Raw genomic sequence first — 16,135 nt, 5'->3', positions numbered from 1 at the left:
TTCCTGCGCTTTCGCTCCTTGATGAAGACCAATTCGCCTCAAACCATTTCATCTTCATTTATGAGTTTACGCCCTAGGAAACGAGCGCCGTTTGCTGCGGCTCGTCTGAAATTTGCGCGCCTTCACGCCAAACATCGATGGAGGCATTGGCCTCTACAAGTGTCCGTATCGAGCGAAGTCTTTTCAGCGTGATTTCGCTTAACAGGCTTCCTGTCGCGAGCAACAATCTGTCATCTGCATCGCGAATATCGGAGGCAAGAAGATCTCCCGCCTGAAGCTGCAGAACAGGTACAGAAATACGTTGCGCATTCGGGCTTCCAGCAAAATGTTGGTCTCCGCCAAGAACTTTTTGCATGGCCTCAAGTATGCGCGGATCATAGCGCGGAGCGTTTTGTTTCAGCTCCTCCATACAGGCCAAATAAGATGGCGACTCGCCTGTCGAAATCTCGGCCAGATCGATGAGTGCACACAATACCCGGGCCGCCTCAGGGATGTCTTCTCCCTTAATGTCGTCTTTTGGGAACCCGCTGCCGTCAAATCCCTTGCGGCAGTAGTAGATCGCATCGGCGATGCCTTCCATTCTGGGGATGTGCAGCATAAGGTCGCGTGCCATGGCCGCAGATTCATTCACGACATTCTTTTCCTCGGGCGTTAACGCAGAGCCGCAGAAATATCGCTCGGAAAGGTCGTCGGCCAAGGTCAGATAGCCAAGTGTACAAAGCATCGCGGAGATACCCTGTTCGAGTGAAGGCTTGGCTTCCAGAGCCTTGTTTACCTTGCGCGCCCAACGCTGAATGATCGTTGCGCGCAAGTGAGCTCGCGGACGCGACATGGCAATGACATCGACCAGTATCTTGACGCTGCCTGACAATGTCTGTTCAAGCAGTTCCCGTTCAGCTGTGACTGCCTGGTGGTGTGATATTCCTTCTTCAATGACTTTGGCGAGCGCATCGGAATCGCAGGGTTTGGTTAAGAAGCGAAAGATGCGCCCATCATTGACGGCGTTCATCGCCGTCTCCTGGTCGTTGTTCCCAGTCAGCATAATCCGCGTGGTCGATGGGGCTTTTTTTGATATGTGACCAAGCAGTTTAATACCGTCAACACCGGGCATGTTTTGGTCGCTAACCACAACTGCAAACGGACCTACGCTCTTGATTTTCTCCAGCGCTTCCTGAGGTCCGTTGGCTGTTACAACTTCTACTGAGCGGCGCAACACGCGTTTGGCGGCGTTGAGAACATGAATCTCGTCGTCGACAAGAAGAACTTTGCGGTTCTGTGTCATGCTGCGGCCTCGTTGTTGTTGGTTTGGTTTCCAAACTCGATGATGGCGTTGGCTATCAGCCGCGGCCATTGTTCAAAAGGAGCTGCCGCATTGGTTGATGCCAGGCCCAAAAGAGAGACATGCAGCACTTGGGGCAGTCCGAACAAAACAGTCAAAAACGCCGCTCTCTTGGCGACCTGGGCAAGTGAGCCTGTGGTATCGACGGCGCCGCATCGCAGGGCCAGTCCTAACAGGTACGCTGCCGCCAATGCTTCGGGGTCATTCGTGGACTCTGCGCATTGGTTTCGGCAAGCACGTGCGAGCCAAAATGCCTCTTCCGTAGCCAGCTCACTTTCAATCGGTGCTCTGCTGTCCTGTCCCAGGCGCGCCACATCCATGAGATCGCGAAGCCGGTCGATCCCGAGGTTCGCTACGGCCCTTCTTACGCAACATGTGCTGACAGGCTTTTTGAAATAGGCAGAGTTGCTGAGCTGCAGCACGCGAAGTGACAAACTTGGGTCACTGCCCACAATTTGATGCACATGCTCGATGTTTGGTTCATCAGCATTGAGCGCGCAGCGCAGCTCTTCAAAGGTCTTTGCCGGAGTTCCAAGTTTGTCGAGCATGGACAGCTCGAAGCTGCCGTTCTCCAGATTGTCATGCAGCTGAGCATCGACAATATCGCACAACACGGAGAGGATTGCCTCCGGTGAGCATGGTTTGGCCAGAAAACGATGGCTGCGGCCGACGATACGATAGATTTCTTCGAGCTTCGCCTCTCCCGACAAAACGATGCGAATGATTGTCGGATGGTGTGAGGATATCCATTCCAACAATTTCGACCCGTCCACCTCGGGCATACGCATGTCCGTAACAACGATATCGATATTTTCGAGAGTGATGACCTTAACAGCCTCAACTCCGCCATTCGCAAAGTGCATGTCCCATTGATCCCGATAGTGACGCACTTGACGGCGCACCGCTCTCAAGATGTTGGGTTCATCATCAACAAACAGAATGCTCACTTTGCGGGACATTTTTGATTTTACCCTTTTGCTACTCACAGCGACGAAGATAAACGCCAGGCGCGTGCGCCAATATCCCCATTTGGGAACAACGCTTGCTCGCGATCATTTTTGTACTCAAATTTGGAGTGTCTTGCCGCTGCTGCCCATGACGAGTAGCAGGGTTCACAGCGGTTAAATTATTGAATGCGTGCGGTGAATGCCGTCTGACCGGGTTGGAACGGACTCTACACAAAATTGGAGGAGTTCTGGGGTCTCAGGTCACGACGCGTCGTCCATGCGACGGGCCAGGTCAGCTCGGCCTTCAACGTCTTGAAGACTGTTGCGACCACGGCATTGGAATGGAAAAGCGCACTTTCTTCGAAAGAAAGGCGGTGCAAATGAGCCCGGGACCGGAACAATTCCGTGAGTTCGACTTTCGAAGCGATACGGTATCAATCGGAAGGGGTCGTCTCTGCATCGCTGTTTACAGCGCCATGGCATCAGCGGGCTGACCGACGAGGAAGCGCACATGACGGCAAAGACAACGTTCAAACGTCAGGCGTTGTTGCCTGTCGGGCAACAACGCCTTGGATCGGGCACAATGCGGCTTGATGAAATCTCACCTGAAAAGCCGCATCATATCCAAACCAACCAGGGGGCTGGTCGGATTCATCGGAAGCAGATCAGTCTCGGGCGAGGATGGAATTCAGATAGGCCATCGACGTCGGAAAATCTTCCAATTCGTGTGGCTGGCACGCCGCCTCGAGCACCAGGGTACCTTCATAGCCATCTGCAATGAGGGCTTCGACCTGGCCTTTCACATCGGTGACGCCTTCGCCGTAGCGTTTCCAGACCATTTTGCCGTCAACCACAGCGCCATCCTTGAGATGGACATTGCGGATGTAGGGTTTGAGTTTTTCATAGCCTGCGCGAAAGTGTTCCTGTTCGGCTTCATAAAGGTTGCCCGTGTCCCAGACATAGCCAAATTCGGGCCGGTCAACGGCCTTCAGCAGGGCCAGACAAGCGTCTGAGGTATCTGCCCAACTGCCAGGCAGGTTCTCAAGCTGAACCGTGAAGCCGCGCGCAACCGCCTTGTCAACGGCGGTTTTGATCAACTCGACGACCTGTTCGAACTCACCAGGCAGCTCGGGCTCCGAGCGGGTCGGGCCAAACAGGATCAGCGTCTTGACGCCGATCGCATCGGCCAGATCCAGACCCATCGGCAACAGATGGTCCGCATGCAACTGCATCAGTTCGCTTTGCAGGGGAGCTTTGAACAGGCCGGGGGAGACGGCGGTGTATTGGATACCATAGGATTCCGACTGTGCTTTCAAACGGTCCCATGCGTCCGGCTCGAACATGGGAAAGCGCTTGCCTTCAACCACACGCAGCTCAAACGAGCGAATGCCTGCTTCTGTCGCCCGGCCAAAGATCTTGGGCAGGCTGGCAGAAGAAATGTCAGGGTAGACTTCATTGGTGACGGCAGTAATTTTCATAGTTGGTCTTTCTTCTTGATAGAGACACGAGCGCAGGCGTGCGACCTGCCCGCCGAGGCGGACAGGTGCAGACTTGCGGAGGGTTTCGGGTTATGGGGCGTATTGATGGCAGCTGACGGCGCGATTTGGAGCTTGCTCCCCAAGGACGGGGCTACGGCTTTGACAGATTTCTCCCATGCTGCGGTGGCAGCGCGGATGGAACGCGCAACCGCTGGGCGGGTTCAGCGGAGAAGGAACTTCGCCGCTCATGGGGATCTCGTTGCGCACCTCACCCGGATCTGCCGAGAGCGCGGCTGACAACAGCGCCTCGGTATAGGGGTGAGCGGGGGCATCAAAGACGTCGTCAGTGGCTCCTTGTTCGATGATCTGGCCCAGATACATCACGGCGACCCGATCGGCGAGATAGCGGGTGGTGGCCAGATCATGGGCTACCAGAATATAACTCAGCCCATATTCGGCCTGCAGATCCTTGAACAGATTGATGATCTGCGAACGTATCGAGACGTCCAACCCTGATACCGGCTCATCGAGAACAATCAGCCGTGGGCGCGAAACGATGGCGCTGGCAATGGCAATCCGCTGGCGTTGCCCCCCTGAGAATTCATGCGGGAATTTTCGTGCATCCTGAGGCCGCAATCCAACTGCATCGAGGGCGGCATGCACCCGGCGCTCGACTTCGCCCGAAGTCAGCTTTTCATTGACGACCAAAGGCTCTGCTACAAAATCGCGAATACGAACACGCGGGTTGATTGAGGACCATGGATCCTGAAAAACCGCTTGTACCTTGGAGCGGTAAGCCTTGAGCCCGGCACCTTTGAGCTCGTTGATATCCTGCCCATCATAAAGCACCCGCCCCAAGGTCGGTGATTGCAGGCGGAGCAGCAAACGGGTGGTTGTGGTCTTGCCGCAACCGGATTCGCCGACCAGGGCGAGAGTTTCGCCTGAGCAGATATCAAAATTCAGCCCGGTTACTGCCTTGACGGTTCGGGTTTGCCGTTTGAGCATCCCGGTTTGAAAGGTAAAGTGCTGGGACAGGTTTTCGACTTTGAGGATTGGAGTGTTGGTCATTGTCCGGCCACCCTCCAGCAACTTGCCAAATGCTCTCCGTCGCCATCGGCGTCGACCGTGGGAGGCAGCTCGGTAAAGCAACGCGTATCTGCCATTTCGCAGCGTGGCGCAAAAGGGCAGCCGGGGGGCTGTTCGGACTGCGGTGGAGGAGAACCGGGGATCGTCCGCAAACGTCCTTTGTGGCCATGCAATTTGGGAACGGCGGCAATCAGCGCTTCGGTGTAGGGATGCGCAGGTTTGGCGAATATCCGCTCCACCGTGCCGGATTCCACAATCCGGCCGAAATACATCACCACGATCCGGTGGCAGAGATTGGCGACGATGCCAAAGTCATGGGTGATAAAGATGATCCCCATGCCGGTATCTTCTTGCAACTCTTTCAAAAGCCGCAAGTATTGCGCCTGAACGGTCACATCGAGCGAGGTTGTCGGCTCGTCTGCAATGATGACCTTCGGCGCGCAGGAGATGGCGATGGCCCCCACGACCCGTTGCCGCATGCCGCCACTCAACTGACTTGGGTAGGAGTCCACGCGGTGTTCTGGAGCCGCCACCTTGACCTTTCGCAAGGCTTCGATTGCGCGCTCCCGCAATGTGCTGCGGGGCCCGGGCGCGTGCAGGCGCAGCGCTTCGGTTATTTGATTTCCGACCGTAAAAGAGGGGTTCAATGACGTCTGCGGATCCTGCAGGATCATCGCGATGTCTCGCCCCCTGACCTTGCGCATCTCGCTTCGCGATAGAGAGAGCAGCTCACGGCCTTCCAACTTGATGCTGCCCGATGTAACGCGCGCAGCATGTTTGGGCAGCAAACGCACCAGCGACATGGCTGTCATCGATTTCCCCGACCCGGATTCACCCACAACGCCAAGCGTTTCGCCAGAGTTCAGGGTGAAATTGTGGCCGTTGACCGGAAAGAACTTGCCTGCCTTGGTGGAGATTTCCACGCGCAGGTCACGGACCTCCAACAAAGGCGTTTCTTGTGTATGTGTCATGTCAGATCTGCCTTTGTCGCGGGTCGAGCTGTTCGCGCAGCCAATCCCCCAGCATGTTCGCCGCCATCACGGTCAGAAGGATGGCGAGGCCGGGGAAGAACGAAATCCACCAGTCGGTTGCGATGAAATCGCGCCCATCGGAGACCAGCAGACCCCAGGTTGGTGTTGGTCGCGGAATGCCGATGCCCAGAAAGCTCAGGCTGGCGTCCAGCATGATGGCGATGCCCACCTGCAGGGTGGCCAGTACCACGATGGTGTTCATCACATTTGGCAGGATGTGGCGAAACAGGATGCGCAAGTGAGAAGCGCCGGCCACTTGCGAACGCGCAACGAAATCGCTGTTGCGCAAGAGCAGAACCTCGGCGCGTACTTGCCGCGCGAAATAGGCCCAAAGCGCAAAGCCGACCACGATCACCACTGATAGAAAGCTCGCGCCGATCGCTGCAGCCAGCGCCAGGGCCAGCAACATGGCAGGCAGCGCCAGCGAGATATCGACAAGCCTCATGACCAGCCCGTCAAACCAGCCACGTGCATAGCCGGCAATCAGACCAAGCGTGGTGCCGACAACGACCCCCACCGCGATACCAATCATTGAGACCGCAAGCACGTACCATGCGCCATGCAGAATACGGCTGAGGATGTCGCGCCCCAAACGATCCGTGCCGAGCATATAATCCCATGTGCCGCCAAAGAAAACGGGCGGCTGTAGCCGGGCACGCAGGTTTGGCACATAAGGATCATGCGGGGCGATCACTTCGGCAAAGAGGGCCGGAATGATGAAAACTATGAGCAGGACCCCAATTGGCAAAAGCGGCAGTTCGCGGGCTTTTTGCCAGAGGTTCTGTAAACGGTGGGATTGCAGGTGAAGCTCAGCCATGCCGGACCCTCGGATCAACAACGACGTAGAGCAGGTCTACGACAAGGTTTGAGATCATGTAGATGACCGCATAGGCAATGATGACTGCCTGAACGACCGGAAAGTCGCGTCCCCGGATAGCCTCAATTGCAACCCACCCCATGCCTGGCCATGAAAACACGGTTTCAATCACGACTGAGCCTGTCAGGATCGAGGCAGCCAGAATGCCGAAGTAGGTCAGGGGAACCACAGCGGCATTGCGCAGCGCGTGTTTCCAGACCACGCTCCATTCCGAAACGCCTTTGACCCGTGCGAGTTTGATGTACTCCACATCGAGCACTTCCAGCATCGCAGAGCGGGTCAGCCTGGCCAGCGCGGAGATCTGGAACCAGGCAATGGCGATGGCGGGAAGGATGGCATGGGAAAAGCTGCCCATGCCGGATGTTGGCAACCAGCCAAGCCAGACCGAAAATACCCAGATCAGGATAATCCCGAGCCAGAAGCTCGGCATCGATTGCCCGACCAGCGCGAAGATCTGCGCGCCATTGTCAATCGATCCGCCTTTATAGACAGCGGCGGCGACCCCCAGCGGCAGCGCAATCACCACACTCATCAGGATGGCGAGGCCACCAAGTTCCAGGGTGGCAGGCATCCTGTCCAGGACAAAGCCCATGGCATCTTGTCCGGGCCACTTCAGTGAGGTGCCGAAATCGCCTTGCGCGGCATTGCCAAGGAACGTCAGATATTGTTGCCAAAGCGGCTTGTCTAAACCCCATTCACGAATGAAGCTGTCAATCTGTTCCTGGGTTGCGTCGTCCGGCAAAAGGGCATCCACCGGGCTGCCAGACAATTGGGTCAGCAAAAACACGATGAATGTAATGACCAGAAGCGCAAAGAGACTCGATGCGATCCGGCGTGAGAGATATTTCAACACTCGGGCAATCCTTAATATTTCGGCGCAGCAATGGGCTGACGGGGCCCCGCAAGAGGTCCCGCCGCGCTCAAGGCAGCACGATTGTCCGAAGCTGTGTTACTTCAGGTCGATCAGGTGGTAGTGGCTCAGGCCGGAAGAGGATGCACCCGGGAAGTTCCAGCCTTCGACAAGATCGCCGTTCACCACAACTGAGGCCGGAACCGTCGCCATGGGAATATGCGCATAGCTGTCAAAGATGCGCGTGAACATCGCCTTCAGGACTTCATCCCGTGCTGCTGGATCCGTCTCGGAAATCAGTTTGCCACCGAGGTCATTGAGTTCCGGATCGCCGATATCGAGATGCGGGCTGGCGTGTTTGGTAAAGAAGATCTGCACACCCAGGGCGCTGGGACGAACAGGGGCGTTGCGCATCGGGGTCACGAAATCTGCAGTAAAACCACGGATGGCAGTGTTGCCTGTTGCCCAGTCCTGTTCGCGCATCTGGGTCTTGATGCCAACCACGTCCAGATAGGCCTGAACGAGTTCCGCCATCTGCGCAAATTCCGGGTTTCCGGCCAGGGAGGTCACAACCAGAGGGATCTCCGGGGTGTCAAACGCATCCGGGTAACCGGCCTCGGCCAACAAGGCCATCGCTTTTTCCGGGTCATACCCATAGGCGTCGTCAAAGCCCTTCGCAATCTCTTCCGAGAAGCCCGGGAACCGTGGATCCATTGTATAGACAGGCAGTGCCCGCACGCCCTCGCCATAAAGCACTTCCAGGATCGCGTCCCGGTCCAGCGCGCGGTTTACAGCTTCGCGCACGCGTTGGTCAGCCCAGGCATAGGTCCGTGCATCACGGTTTTCCTCTGCTTCCGGATTCATGAACTGCCCGGTGAACAACATGGTGGACTGCATTGCACCCTCGCTGGAGGAGAGCACTTTCTGGCCAGCCTCTGCAGCATCGTCCTGCAGATCGCGCGGCAGGGTCACCGCATGGGCTTCACCGGCAGACAGCATCGCCAGACGGGTCGAAGGTTCGCTCACCCAGCGAAATTCGATCTCGTCGAATTCGGGGCTAACACCAGTCCAGTGATCCGCGATGGTGGAAAACGTGAGTGACTGGCCCACTTCACGTTCTTTGTATTCAAAGGGGCCGGAGCCGGCAGGCGCAGCCTCATATCCAGCCAGACCTTCAGCGTCGAATTGTGCTTTGCTGTAGATCACCAGTGATCCGCGTCCTGCATGAGAAAACAGGAAGTTCGGCGTCGGATTTGGCAGATCAAAACGGACTGTGTGGTCGTCTACAGCCGTGATTTCCATTTTGCGGAAATTGCTGATCCCGCTGAGCTTGGCGTCTTCTCCGATATGGAGGTTAAAACTATGCACCACATCTGCCGCAGTCACAGGGCCCCAATCGCCGCTGAACTTGGCCGCCGGGTGAAGCTTGAACGTCCAGGAGGTGAAGTCTTCGTTGTGTTCCCAGCTTTCTGCGAGTTGGCTGTTGTCATATTTGCCGGTCTGCGCATCATTGCCCACAAGTGTTTGCATGGACGGAAAAATGAAGGCACCGGTTGTGGCCCAATAAAGATTGGAGTCCGCCCCTAGAGGGCTCACGGCAACCACGACTTTTTCCTCTGCGGAGGCCGTGTTGGTCAGGCCGCCAGCGGTCAAGACTGTTCCCGAAAGCAGCACGGCTGCGAGCAAGCGCTTTGGGGTACATTTGATATATAGGTCTCTATAAAACATCGATTTTCCCTGTCTGGAGAGCATCCCTTTTTTTGGGTCAAAGCGACCCGGGCTTGCTGTTATTTGACGCTCTCACTATGGGAGGTGGCTTGCGGATGAGGTAATATCTATATCAATTGATGTCATCGCCTTTGCCAATGGCAACGCAGGTCATTGGCAAGTCGGAAGTTTTCACACCAGCTTTGTCATGGCCTCCGGTGGCTTGTTCAGGCCCGCCTGACTACGCCCACGTCCCTGGCGGCCAACCAGGTCGATCTGCGCGCCGCGCCTTGCAGACGGTCCTGAACAAGCCATCCAATAGGGTCTTGTTTGTTGCGGTTGGTGTAAGGCATCAAATCGAAAAGCGGCAGGTCGGGTTCAACGGACGCTGACGGATCGGCAGAAAATGTGTCAGAAGAATTTATGAGTTTACGCCCTAGTCAGTCACTACGGTCCGCGAACGAACCAATGCTGCAGGTGTCGTCAGTATCAGTTGCACCAGATCGACCTGACGTCGGACACCGGTTTTCTGAAAAATGCGCTTGAGATAAGTCCGGGCTGTCTCCTGGGTGACATTACAGTTGGCTGCCGCGTCCTCGACAGTTCCGCTGTTGGCTATTGTCTGCGCAATCACGGCTTCCACTGGGGTCAATCCAAACAGATCGATCAGACTTTCGGCTGAAGGCGGCTCAAAACGCCCAGGCACAGTGAACATGATTGCAACCCGTTTCTGTCCCAGTGGTGTGATCACTGCGGTAAGCGGGTCAAGATCATGCGGGTCGGTCAGCGACACGAATTTTGGCATTTTGTCGATGTCCATGGAGGCCTTCTGCACGGCCTCTTTGAACTCCTGCCGGTCTACCGAGGCATTGACTTTCAAAGCGCCGTTGCGATCAACAACGATGCCGCTGTGTGTTTTCAGAACTTCGGCGGCACTGTCATTGTAGTAGATAATCCTGCATTCCCCGTCGACGACGGCAACCGCCGGCGACATGGCGGAAAGCGCCGCCGTCGCCATATTTCCGGGGTGTTCCTGACGGCATTTGATCGCAGACAGGGCGACATCCAAAGCCTCCACCAGGTTCTCTGCGGAACATGGTTTTGTCAAAAAACGAAAAACGCCCGTCTTGTTAATGGCATCTATCGCAGATGCCAGGTCTGCATTGCCGGTGAGCAAGATGAACTCTGTATCCGCAGTTTGCTGCAGACGTATCTTCTCGATCATTTCGATGCCCGTCATGCCGGGCATGCGCAGATCGCTGACCACAACGTCAAAATGTTCTGAACGTACTAGCTCGATTGCCTTCAGCGGATCGGACTCAAAGACGATCTCCCAACGCTCGCGCTCGCCCCGCAGGACCCGGTGAAGGGAATCCAGTACAATGACTTCGTCATCGACGAAAAGGATACGTTGCCGATCTGCATTCATGCGGCAACACTAGTCCTACAAAGTAAAACAAGTGTTTAGGCGCATAATAAGAAAACATATTGATAATATTTACAGGTAATAAGGGCGATGTTATTCTTCTCTTTGTACTGCGTTCCCTAGGGTCAAAACCCATTGATCACATTGATTTTCTGAAGCAAATCAGATTCAAGAGCTCCAATTAACGGATTGGAGGCTTTGATGGGTCACTTGTTTTGGCTGTCGGATGGACAATGGGCAGTCATCGAGCCGCTTTTGCCGCATAACAAGGGTGGCGCGCGCCGGGTCGATGACCGCCGTGTGATCTCCGGCATCATCCATGTTCTCAAGGTTGGTTGCCGGTGGTGCGATTGTCCGGCCGACTACGGACCGTCGACAACAATATACAACCGCTTCAACCGCTGGTCTCGCAAACGGTTCTGGACTGATCTGGTCGAGGCGCTAGCAACGTCTGGTGCGGTGACAAAAAGCACCTCTATCGACAGCACCTACGTCAAGGCGCACCGTTCAGCCCATGGCGGCAAAGGGGGGCGAAAAATCAGGCTATCGGGCCGTCGCGAGGCGGGCAAACCACCAAAATCCATGTCCTCTCGGACGTGATCGGACGCCCATTTGCCTTCATGCTCACCGGCGGCAACGCGGCAGACAGCCCGGTAGCACCACGTTTGTTGGCCGATCTGAAAGGCGCGAGATATCTGCTCGCCGACAAGGGATACGACGCCAACAGCCTGCGAAAACATCTGCGCCAGTCGGCAATCGTCCCCGTCATTCCAGGCCGCTCAAACCGCAAGCGCCAGATCCGCTACGACGTCAGGCGATACAAAAGCCGCCATCTCATCGAGAATGCCTTCTGCCGCTTGAAGGACTTCAGACGCGTCGCAACGCGCTACGACAAGCTCGCCAGAAACTTCCTCTCCGCCGTCGCCCTCGCAATCCTCGTCGCATTCTGGTTATGAATGAGTCTCAGCCCTAGTGAAAATCCGCGAGGGCGTGTTGCTGATTGTTCAAGACATACGGCGATAGATTGAGATCTGCGTATGCCATCGGTTTGGCATAAAAAAAGCCTTGCGCAACCTGGTAACCAATGGACGCAAACAAATCTCGCTGCGCGGAAGTTTCTATTCCCTCTACTGTCAGTCGGGCCTTCATTTTCTCAGCGATTCCGCCGATCGTCTGTGCAACATGTCGTGCCTTGTCGCATTTCAGTGCCTTTGCGACAAAACTCCTGTCGATCTTCAATTCGTCCCAATCGAAGTCGGTCAGATAGGACAGCGCCGAATAGCCAGTCCCGAAATCGTCCAGCGAGATCGAAACGCCAAGCGCTTTCAAACTGGCGAGCGTGTCGAAAATCCGTTTGCTGTCTTTGATGATGGCGGATTCAGTGACTTCCAGCTTTAGTCGCGAAGGCTCCAGACCCGTAGCGTTGAGCACATGTTTGATGAACTCCGGCAAGTCATCCTGAACAATCTGGAGCACAGAGAGATTGACCGACACACATGGGGCACCGCGCATGGCAACCGCGTCTTCGCAAGCGAGCCGCAAGATGTGTTGTCCAAGCGGAACAATACTTCCCGCGCGCTCCGCGACGTCAATGAATTCAGTTGGCGGAATCATTCCCAATTCCGGGTGTTTCCAACGTGCGAGTGCCTCCATGCCGACCATTTGGCCACTGAGAATGTCAAACTGGGGTTGATAGACGGCGTAAATCTCCCGGGATTTAATCGCCAACTGAATCTCGCTCTCGATCTTTCGATTTCGATTTGGGCCGCTTTTAAGGGAAGGCGTATAAACGGCGGCCTCATTGCTCCCGTTCTTGCGCGCCTCTTGCATGGCCAGATCAGCTCTAAGCACCAGTTCACGAGCGGACAAGCATTCACCGTTGGCGACGGCAACGCCGACATTCCCATCTAGTCGTGCATAGAAGTTCTGATGAATTTGCGGAACATTTGCGATTGTCAGCAGGATGTGCCCAAGGACCTTCAGGTCACAATCATCCGCCACATTGTGCACTAAAAACGAAAACTCCGCATCTCCGGTGCGTGCAATGTAGTTCCTTTGATCGAGTTTACGAACGTATGTTGCCAGTTCGTTGCTGACATGGGCCAGCATCATGTCTCCACAGCTATAGCCGAAATGAGCATTTATATGTTTCAAACGGCTCAGTTTCAGAACAATCAACCCAAAAGAGGGAGTGTCACCGGCGCTGCTGAAGACCTTGTTCACATGATCGAAAAAAACCCTGCGATTAGGCAGTCGCGTAAGGGTGTCGAATTGTCTGCTGCAATCCCGGTCGGCAGAATGGTGGCCACAAGATTCAGGATCACTCTGAAAAAGCCGGGCCTTGGCTTGCGCACCCGTACCCTGAGGGAGCAAGACCGCAATTCCGCTTGCCGCGTTCCCGAGGGCCTGGGCAATACCACTCGATATCCTGGATACCAGATCCGTTCTACAATTGCCCTTGACCATTCAACTTGCCTTCCCGGTCGAACCGCCACTCTGGCGGACCGAACTGTTTGTTCTGGCATTAAAACTGAACGGACGGGCCGAACGATATCCTCATTTGGGGACGCCTGGATACATTGGACAAGAAAACTCGAAAACAGGTGACAATGCTCATGATCCGAAACCTGTCTTGCGGGATCGGCGTCCACACCTAAACTTCACACTGGTTGCGTCAGTGATTTGTTTGCTGCGCACGTGGAAACTTTAGCCGGAAGGTCGTTCCTTCCCCGGGTTTGCTGTCTACCGTAACCTGGCCGCCATGCTTGACGTGAACGATCTTGTAGACGATGGCGAGACCCTGACCGGTTCCCTTGCCGGGTGCCTTGGTGGTGAAAAAAGGGTCGAAAATCCGCTCCCGGGTGGCTTCGTCGATACCCGTGCCATTGTCCGAGATCGAAACCTCGACCCATTTTCCGGCCTTGCGTGTTCCAATGCGGATCTGGCCGCCCGCTGATGGCGAGCTCTCCTCGATCGCATCCGCCGCGTTACCTATCAAATTCAGCAATACCTGGTGCAGGTCGCCCGGCTGACCGATGATCTCGGGCAGGTCTTCGTCCATGTCCTGCTCCAATTCAGCCACATGCTTCCAACTGTTACGTGAAACGGACAGCGTGGTTTCAATGACGCTATTGATATCCACGGTTTGAAGTTCAGCATCGCCAGGATGCGAAAACTCCCGGATCGCCGAGACAATGGAGGCAACCTGCTGGAGGCCATGAAGGGATTGCTCGATGGCGACCGGAGCCTCTTCAAGAAGAAAATCGATATCGCCTTCTTCATACTGTTCCGCGATAGCGGTCGTCAGGTCGGCCAGGATATTTTTTTCGATCACGGCCTCTCTCAGCGGATCATAGGCCTTCAGTAAGCCGACAACACCATCGTAGAATTCCTGAAAGAACTTTACGTTGTCTCCAACATATTGAATTGGCGTGTTGATTTCATGCGCAACGCCACTCGCGAGCGTGCCCAGCGCTTCCATCTTCTGTGCCTGGTTAAGGCTGTGTTCCAGCAATTCCTTCTCGGCTTCGATCAACAGATGCTGTCTGATGTCCACCAGTATCCATAGAAGCAACCCATCGTGCCCGATCTCGGTGCATGAAATTCTGACAGGCAGTTTCTCGCCATCCGGGCGCGTCACTTCCCCTTCCACCGTGCTGTCATCGAAACGGGCTTGCGGCCCGGAGCGCGCGCTTATCCATGCATTGGTGTCCTCGGACCCTCCGAGAAACGTGGTCAGTGGCGCTGCCAGTTCCGGCTTTTGCGGCACGTCCAGAAGTGTGGATGCCGACAGGTTCAATCTGACAATTCGAAGCGCATTGTCCGTAAGGACGAGCCCTGAAGAGCGTGCATTGAAGACAGCACTCATCAGCGTCCTCTCCTTGTCGAACATGACAAGTGAGGCGGCGAGATCCTGGTTCTTTTCGTAGAGCTCAAGGCTCTTTTGTTCCAAAAGATTCTCGGCTTCCAGTCGAGCATTCCGCTCCCTTGCAAGCCGTTTGACCAAAGTGTCGTAAGGCAGATTTGTCAGGGTCACCTCCTCACGAGTGTAAACTGGGCGCATTGGTCGCCATCCACGTCCGGCAGTTCGGTTCTCGTAAGCTCTATTGTCTCACCGTAGTGGTCGATTGCGCCCCACAGAAGGCCCTCGGCCAGATCAGCCATACGCCTGCTTGAGCGGTAAACCAGACTGAGTTCGTCACTGCTGACCTGTGTGGCTGTCAGATGCGGCAATTCTGCATCCGGATAAAGCTTCAGGACATCGACATGGATTTGATCTTCGACCGACCGGACGAATTCAAACAGGCTTTTGCAAGATTCGAAATAGGCAGTATGCCCTGCCTTGAAGATTCCCAGAAGATGTTTTCCGAATGTCTGCAGCAAGTCGGCGACAGGAACGTTTGTTTCCGCGTGCAAACATTTGACAAGCCGAACCATTTCCGCTGTGTCGTAGTTGCCAACGCCTGTGTAAGCCCCATCATTCGCGAGCTCTGCATCAACGATGATCTTTTCGGTCACCTCTGCACCGAATGCCTCGTCGACCAAAGAGAAAAACTCATTGAAAACGATACCTTTCATAGTGTTCTCCTTTTCTAAGACAAGACCTAGTCTCTTATTCAATCGTCCGCAGTACCCATTTGGGGAGCTAAAGGTGAAAATTTATTTTTATTGAACCGTGCCGGGTCTGCCGGAGGCTCCATGCGTGGACGCCCAGGTTCATGCAAGTGTCTTTTCCGGCATCGTGCATGTGATCAGGTGCGCCCTGGGCAAATCACCTGATCCACCGCAAAAGCCCCCTGATATCGAATGACCATTCGGCCATCCGCGCCCATTTCGACGACTACGCGGCGATCATCGCGCTCTGAATCCCGGCAATCGTCAACTTTCCGCTCCTGGCGGGCGGTGAGTGCCTTGGAAGCGTAAACTGCCTTTATACGCGCCTTCCGGCCCATCCGAACCCGGAGCCCGCAGCGGCCGTTGACGGGCTTGGGCGGGCTATGGTGAAGACGCTCGAAACACCACCGATGGTGTCATGCCGCCACAGCGCTTGCGCAAATTATAGAACGCCGTGTTGCTGATACCGGCCATGCGGCACACAGAGGTGGTTCGGTTTGTCTGAACAGTTTCGGGCGTTTTGCTAAGTGGATTTCCGCCTCAATTATGCCGCCACCATCATCGGCGCCAGCGCTTTGAAGTAAGCCTGATCCGGCGTCTGCCGGTCAAGGGATGAGTGAGGGCGTCGGGTATTGTAAAAGGTCAGATAGCGGCCGATGCCAGCGCGGGCCTCGGACACCGTCTTGTAAGCGTGGAGGTAGACTTCCTCGTATTTGATAGACCGCCAAAGCCGCTCGACGAAGACATTGTCCCGCCAAGCGCCCTTGCCGTCCATCGAGA

At 55.4% G+C, this 16,135-nt stretch carries 14 protein-coding genes; 1 reads left to right on the top strand and 13 read right to left on the bottom strand.

The window, feature by feature from the left end:
* Window positions 1-73 precede the first annotated feature (73 nt).
* The 9 genes from OA90_RS02450 to OA90_RS02410 form a co-directional block, all read right to left on the bottom strand.
* Window positions 74-1,282 (bottom strand): HD domain-containing phosphohydrolase, encoded by a 1,209-nt coding sequence (locus tag OA90_RS02450; protein ID WP_068406707.1) that lies wholly within the window; start codon window positions 1,280-1,282, stop codon window positions 74-76.
* Window positions 1,279-2,298 (bottom strand): response regulator, encoded by a 1,020-nt coding sequence (locus OA90_RS02445; protein ID WP_068406704.1) that lies wholly within the window; start codon window positions 2,296-2,298, stop codon window positions 1,279-1,281. The genes OA90_RS02450 and OA90_RS02445 overlap by 4 nt, the downstream gene beginning before the upstream one ends.
* A gap of 653 nt (window positions 2,299-2,951) precedes the next feature.
* On the bottom strand, window positions 2,952-3,764 hold the full coding sequence (locus tag OA90_RS02440; RefSeq protein ID WP_068406701.1) for a sugar phosphate isomerase/epimerase family protein: 813 nt from the start codon (window positions 3,762-3,764) through the stop codon (window positions 2,952-2,954).
* Between the two features lie 90 nt (window positions 3,765-3,854).
* Window positions 3,855-4,832, bottom strand: coding sequence for an oligopeptide/dipeptide ABC transporter ATP-binding protein (locus OA90_RS02435; protein WP_068406698.1), 978 nt, complete (start codon window positions 4,830-4,832; stop codon window positions 3,855-3,857).
* Entirely contained in the window at window positions 4,829-5,821 is a 993-nt protein-coding gene (locus OA90_RS02430) for an ABC transporter ATP-binding protein (RefSeq protein ID WP_068406694.1), read from the bottom strand. The genes OA90_RS02435 and OA90_RS02430 overlap by 4 nt, the downstream gene beginning before the upstream one ends.
* A gap of 1 nt (window position 5,822) precedes the next feature.
* A complete protein-coding gene (locus tag OA90_RS02425) occupies window positions 5,823-6,698 on the bottom strand; it encodes an ABC transporter permease (RefSeq protein WP_068406691.1) in 876 nt (291 codons plus the stop codon).
* The gene (locus OA90_RS02420) at window positions 6,691-7,611 is read right to left on the bottom strand and encodes an ABC transporter permease (RefSeq protein ID WP_068406688.1); all 921 of its coding nucleotides are present in this window, start codon (window positions 7,609-7,611) and stop codon (window positions 6,691-6,693) included. The genes OA90_RS02425 and OA90_RS02420 overlap by 8 nt, the downstream gene beginning before the upstream one ends.
* A 96-nt stretch (window positions 7,612-7,707) precedes the next feature.
* Complete coding sequence (locus OA90_RS02415) at window positions 7,708-9,261, bottom strand: ABC transporter substrate-binding protein (RefSeq protein ID WP_199823574.1); 1,554 nt, start codon at window positions 9,259-9,261, stop codon at window positions 7,708-7,710.
* A gap of 490 nt (window positions 9,262-9,751) precedes the next feature.
* Window positions 9,752-10,744 (bottom strand): response regulator, encoded by a 993-nt coding sequence (locus OA90_RS02410; RefSeq protein WP_068406681.1) that lies wholly within the window; start codon window positions 10,742-10,744, stop codon window positions 9,752-9,754.
* A gap of 198 nt (window positions 10,745-10,942) precedes the next feature.
* On the opposite strand from OA90_RS02410, the gene OA90_RS27910 reads away from it, so the two are divergent.
* Window positions 10,943-11,697 (top strand): IS5 family transposase gene (locus OA90_RS27910; RefSeq protein WP_156510360.1). Its coding sequence is split into 2 segments (ribosomal slippage): window positions 10,943-11,273 and window positions 11,273-11,697, totalling 756 coding nucleotides; the frame shifts between segments, so codons are not numbered across the junction.
* A gap of 13 nt (window positions 11,698-11,710) precedes the next feature.
* On the opposite strand, the gene OA90_RS02395 is transcribed toward OA90_RS27910, so the two are convergent.
* The 4 genes from OA90_RS02395 to OA90_RS02375 form a co-directional block, all read right to left on the bottom strand.
* Window positions 11,711-13,207 carry a bifunctional diguanylate cyclase/phosphodiesterase gene (locus OA90_RS02395; protein WP_068406676.1) on the bottom strand — a complete coding sequence of 499 codons (1,497 nt, stop codon included), beginning with the start codon at window positions 13,205-13,207 and terminating at the stop codon, window positions 11,711-11,713.
* 208 nt (window positions 13,208-13,415) lie between these two features.
* Entirely contained in the window at window positions 13,416-14,804 is a 1,389-nt protein-coding gene (locus tag OA90_RS02390; RefSeq protein ID WP_082836800.1) for an ATP-binding protein, read from the bottom strand.
* Entirely contained in the window at window positions 14,774-15,319 is a 546-nt protein-coding gene (locus OA90_RS02385; protein WP_068406670.1) for a heme NO-binding domain-containing protein, read from the bottom strand. Before OA90_RS02385 ends, OA90_RS02390 begins: the two co-directional genes overlap by 31 nt.
* Window positions 15,320-15,899: 580 nt before the next feature.
* Window positions 15,900-16,135: integrase core domain-containing protein (locus OA90_RS02375; RefSeq protein ID WP_156510359.1), on the bottom strand; the 236-nt coding region annotated here is incomplete at its 5' end.

It is taken from the genome of Labrenzia sp. OB1 (assembly GCF_001624695.1).
Taxonomy (GTDB): Bacteria; Pseudomonadota; Alphaproteobacteria; order Rhizobiales; family Stappiaceae; genus Roseibium.
This window is presented reverse-complemented; position numbering and strand designations above follow the sequence as displayed.

Coding starts and splice junctions, on each gene's coding strand:
- OA90_RS02450 (WP_068406707.1), bottom strand. CDS start 1,282: ATGACACAGAACCGCAAAGTTCTTCTTGTCGACGACGAGATTCATGTT.
- OA90_RS02445 (WP_068406704.1), bottom strand. CDS start 2,298: ATGTCCCGCAAAGTGAGCATTCTGTTTGTTGATGATGAACCCAACATC.
- OA90_RS02440 (WP_068406701.1), bottom strand. CDS start 3,764: ATGAAAATTACTGCCGTCACCAATGAAGTCTACCCTGACATTTCTTCT.
- OA90_RS02435 (WP_068406698.1), bottom strand. CDS start 4,832: ATGACCAACACTCCAATCCTCAAAGTCGAAAACCTGTCCCAGCACTTT.
- OA90_RS02430 (WP_068406694.1), bottom strand. CDS start 5,821: ATGACACATACACAAGAAACGCCTTTGTTGGAGGTCCGTGACCTGCGC.
- OA90_RS02425 (WP_068406691.1), bottom strand. CDS start 6,698: ATGGCTGAGCTTCACCTGCAATCCCACCGTTTACAGAACCTCTGGCAA.
- OA90_RS02410 (WP_068406681.1), bottom strand. CDS start 10,744: ATGAATGCAGATCGGCAACGTATCCTTTTCGTCGATGACGAAGTCATT.
- OA90_RS02395 (WP_068406676.1), bottom strand. CDS start 13,207: ATGGTCAAGGGCAATTGTAGAACGGATCTGGTATCCAGGATATCGAGT.
- OA90_RS02390 (WP_082836800.1), bottom strand. CDS start 14,804: ATGCGCCCAGTTTACACTCGTGAGGAGGTGACCCTGACAAATCTGCCT.
- OA90_RS02385 (WP_068406670.1), bottom strand. CDS start 15,319: ATGAAAGGTATCGTTTTCAATGAGTTTTTCTCTTTGGTCGACGAGGCA.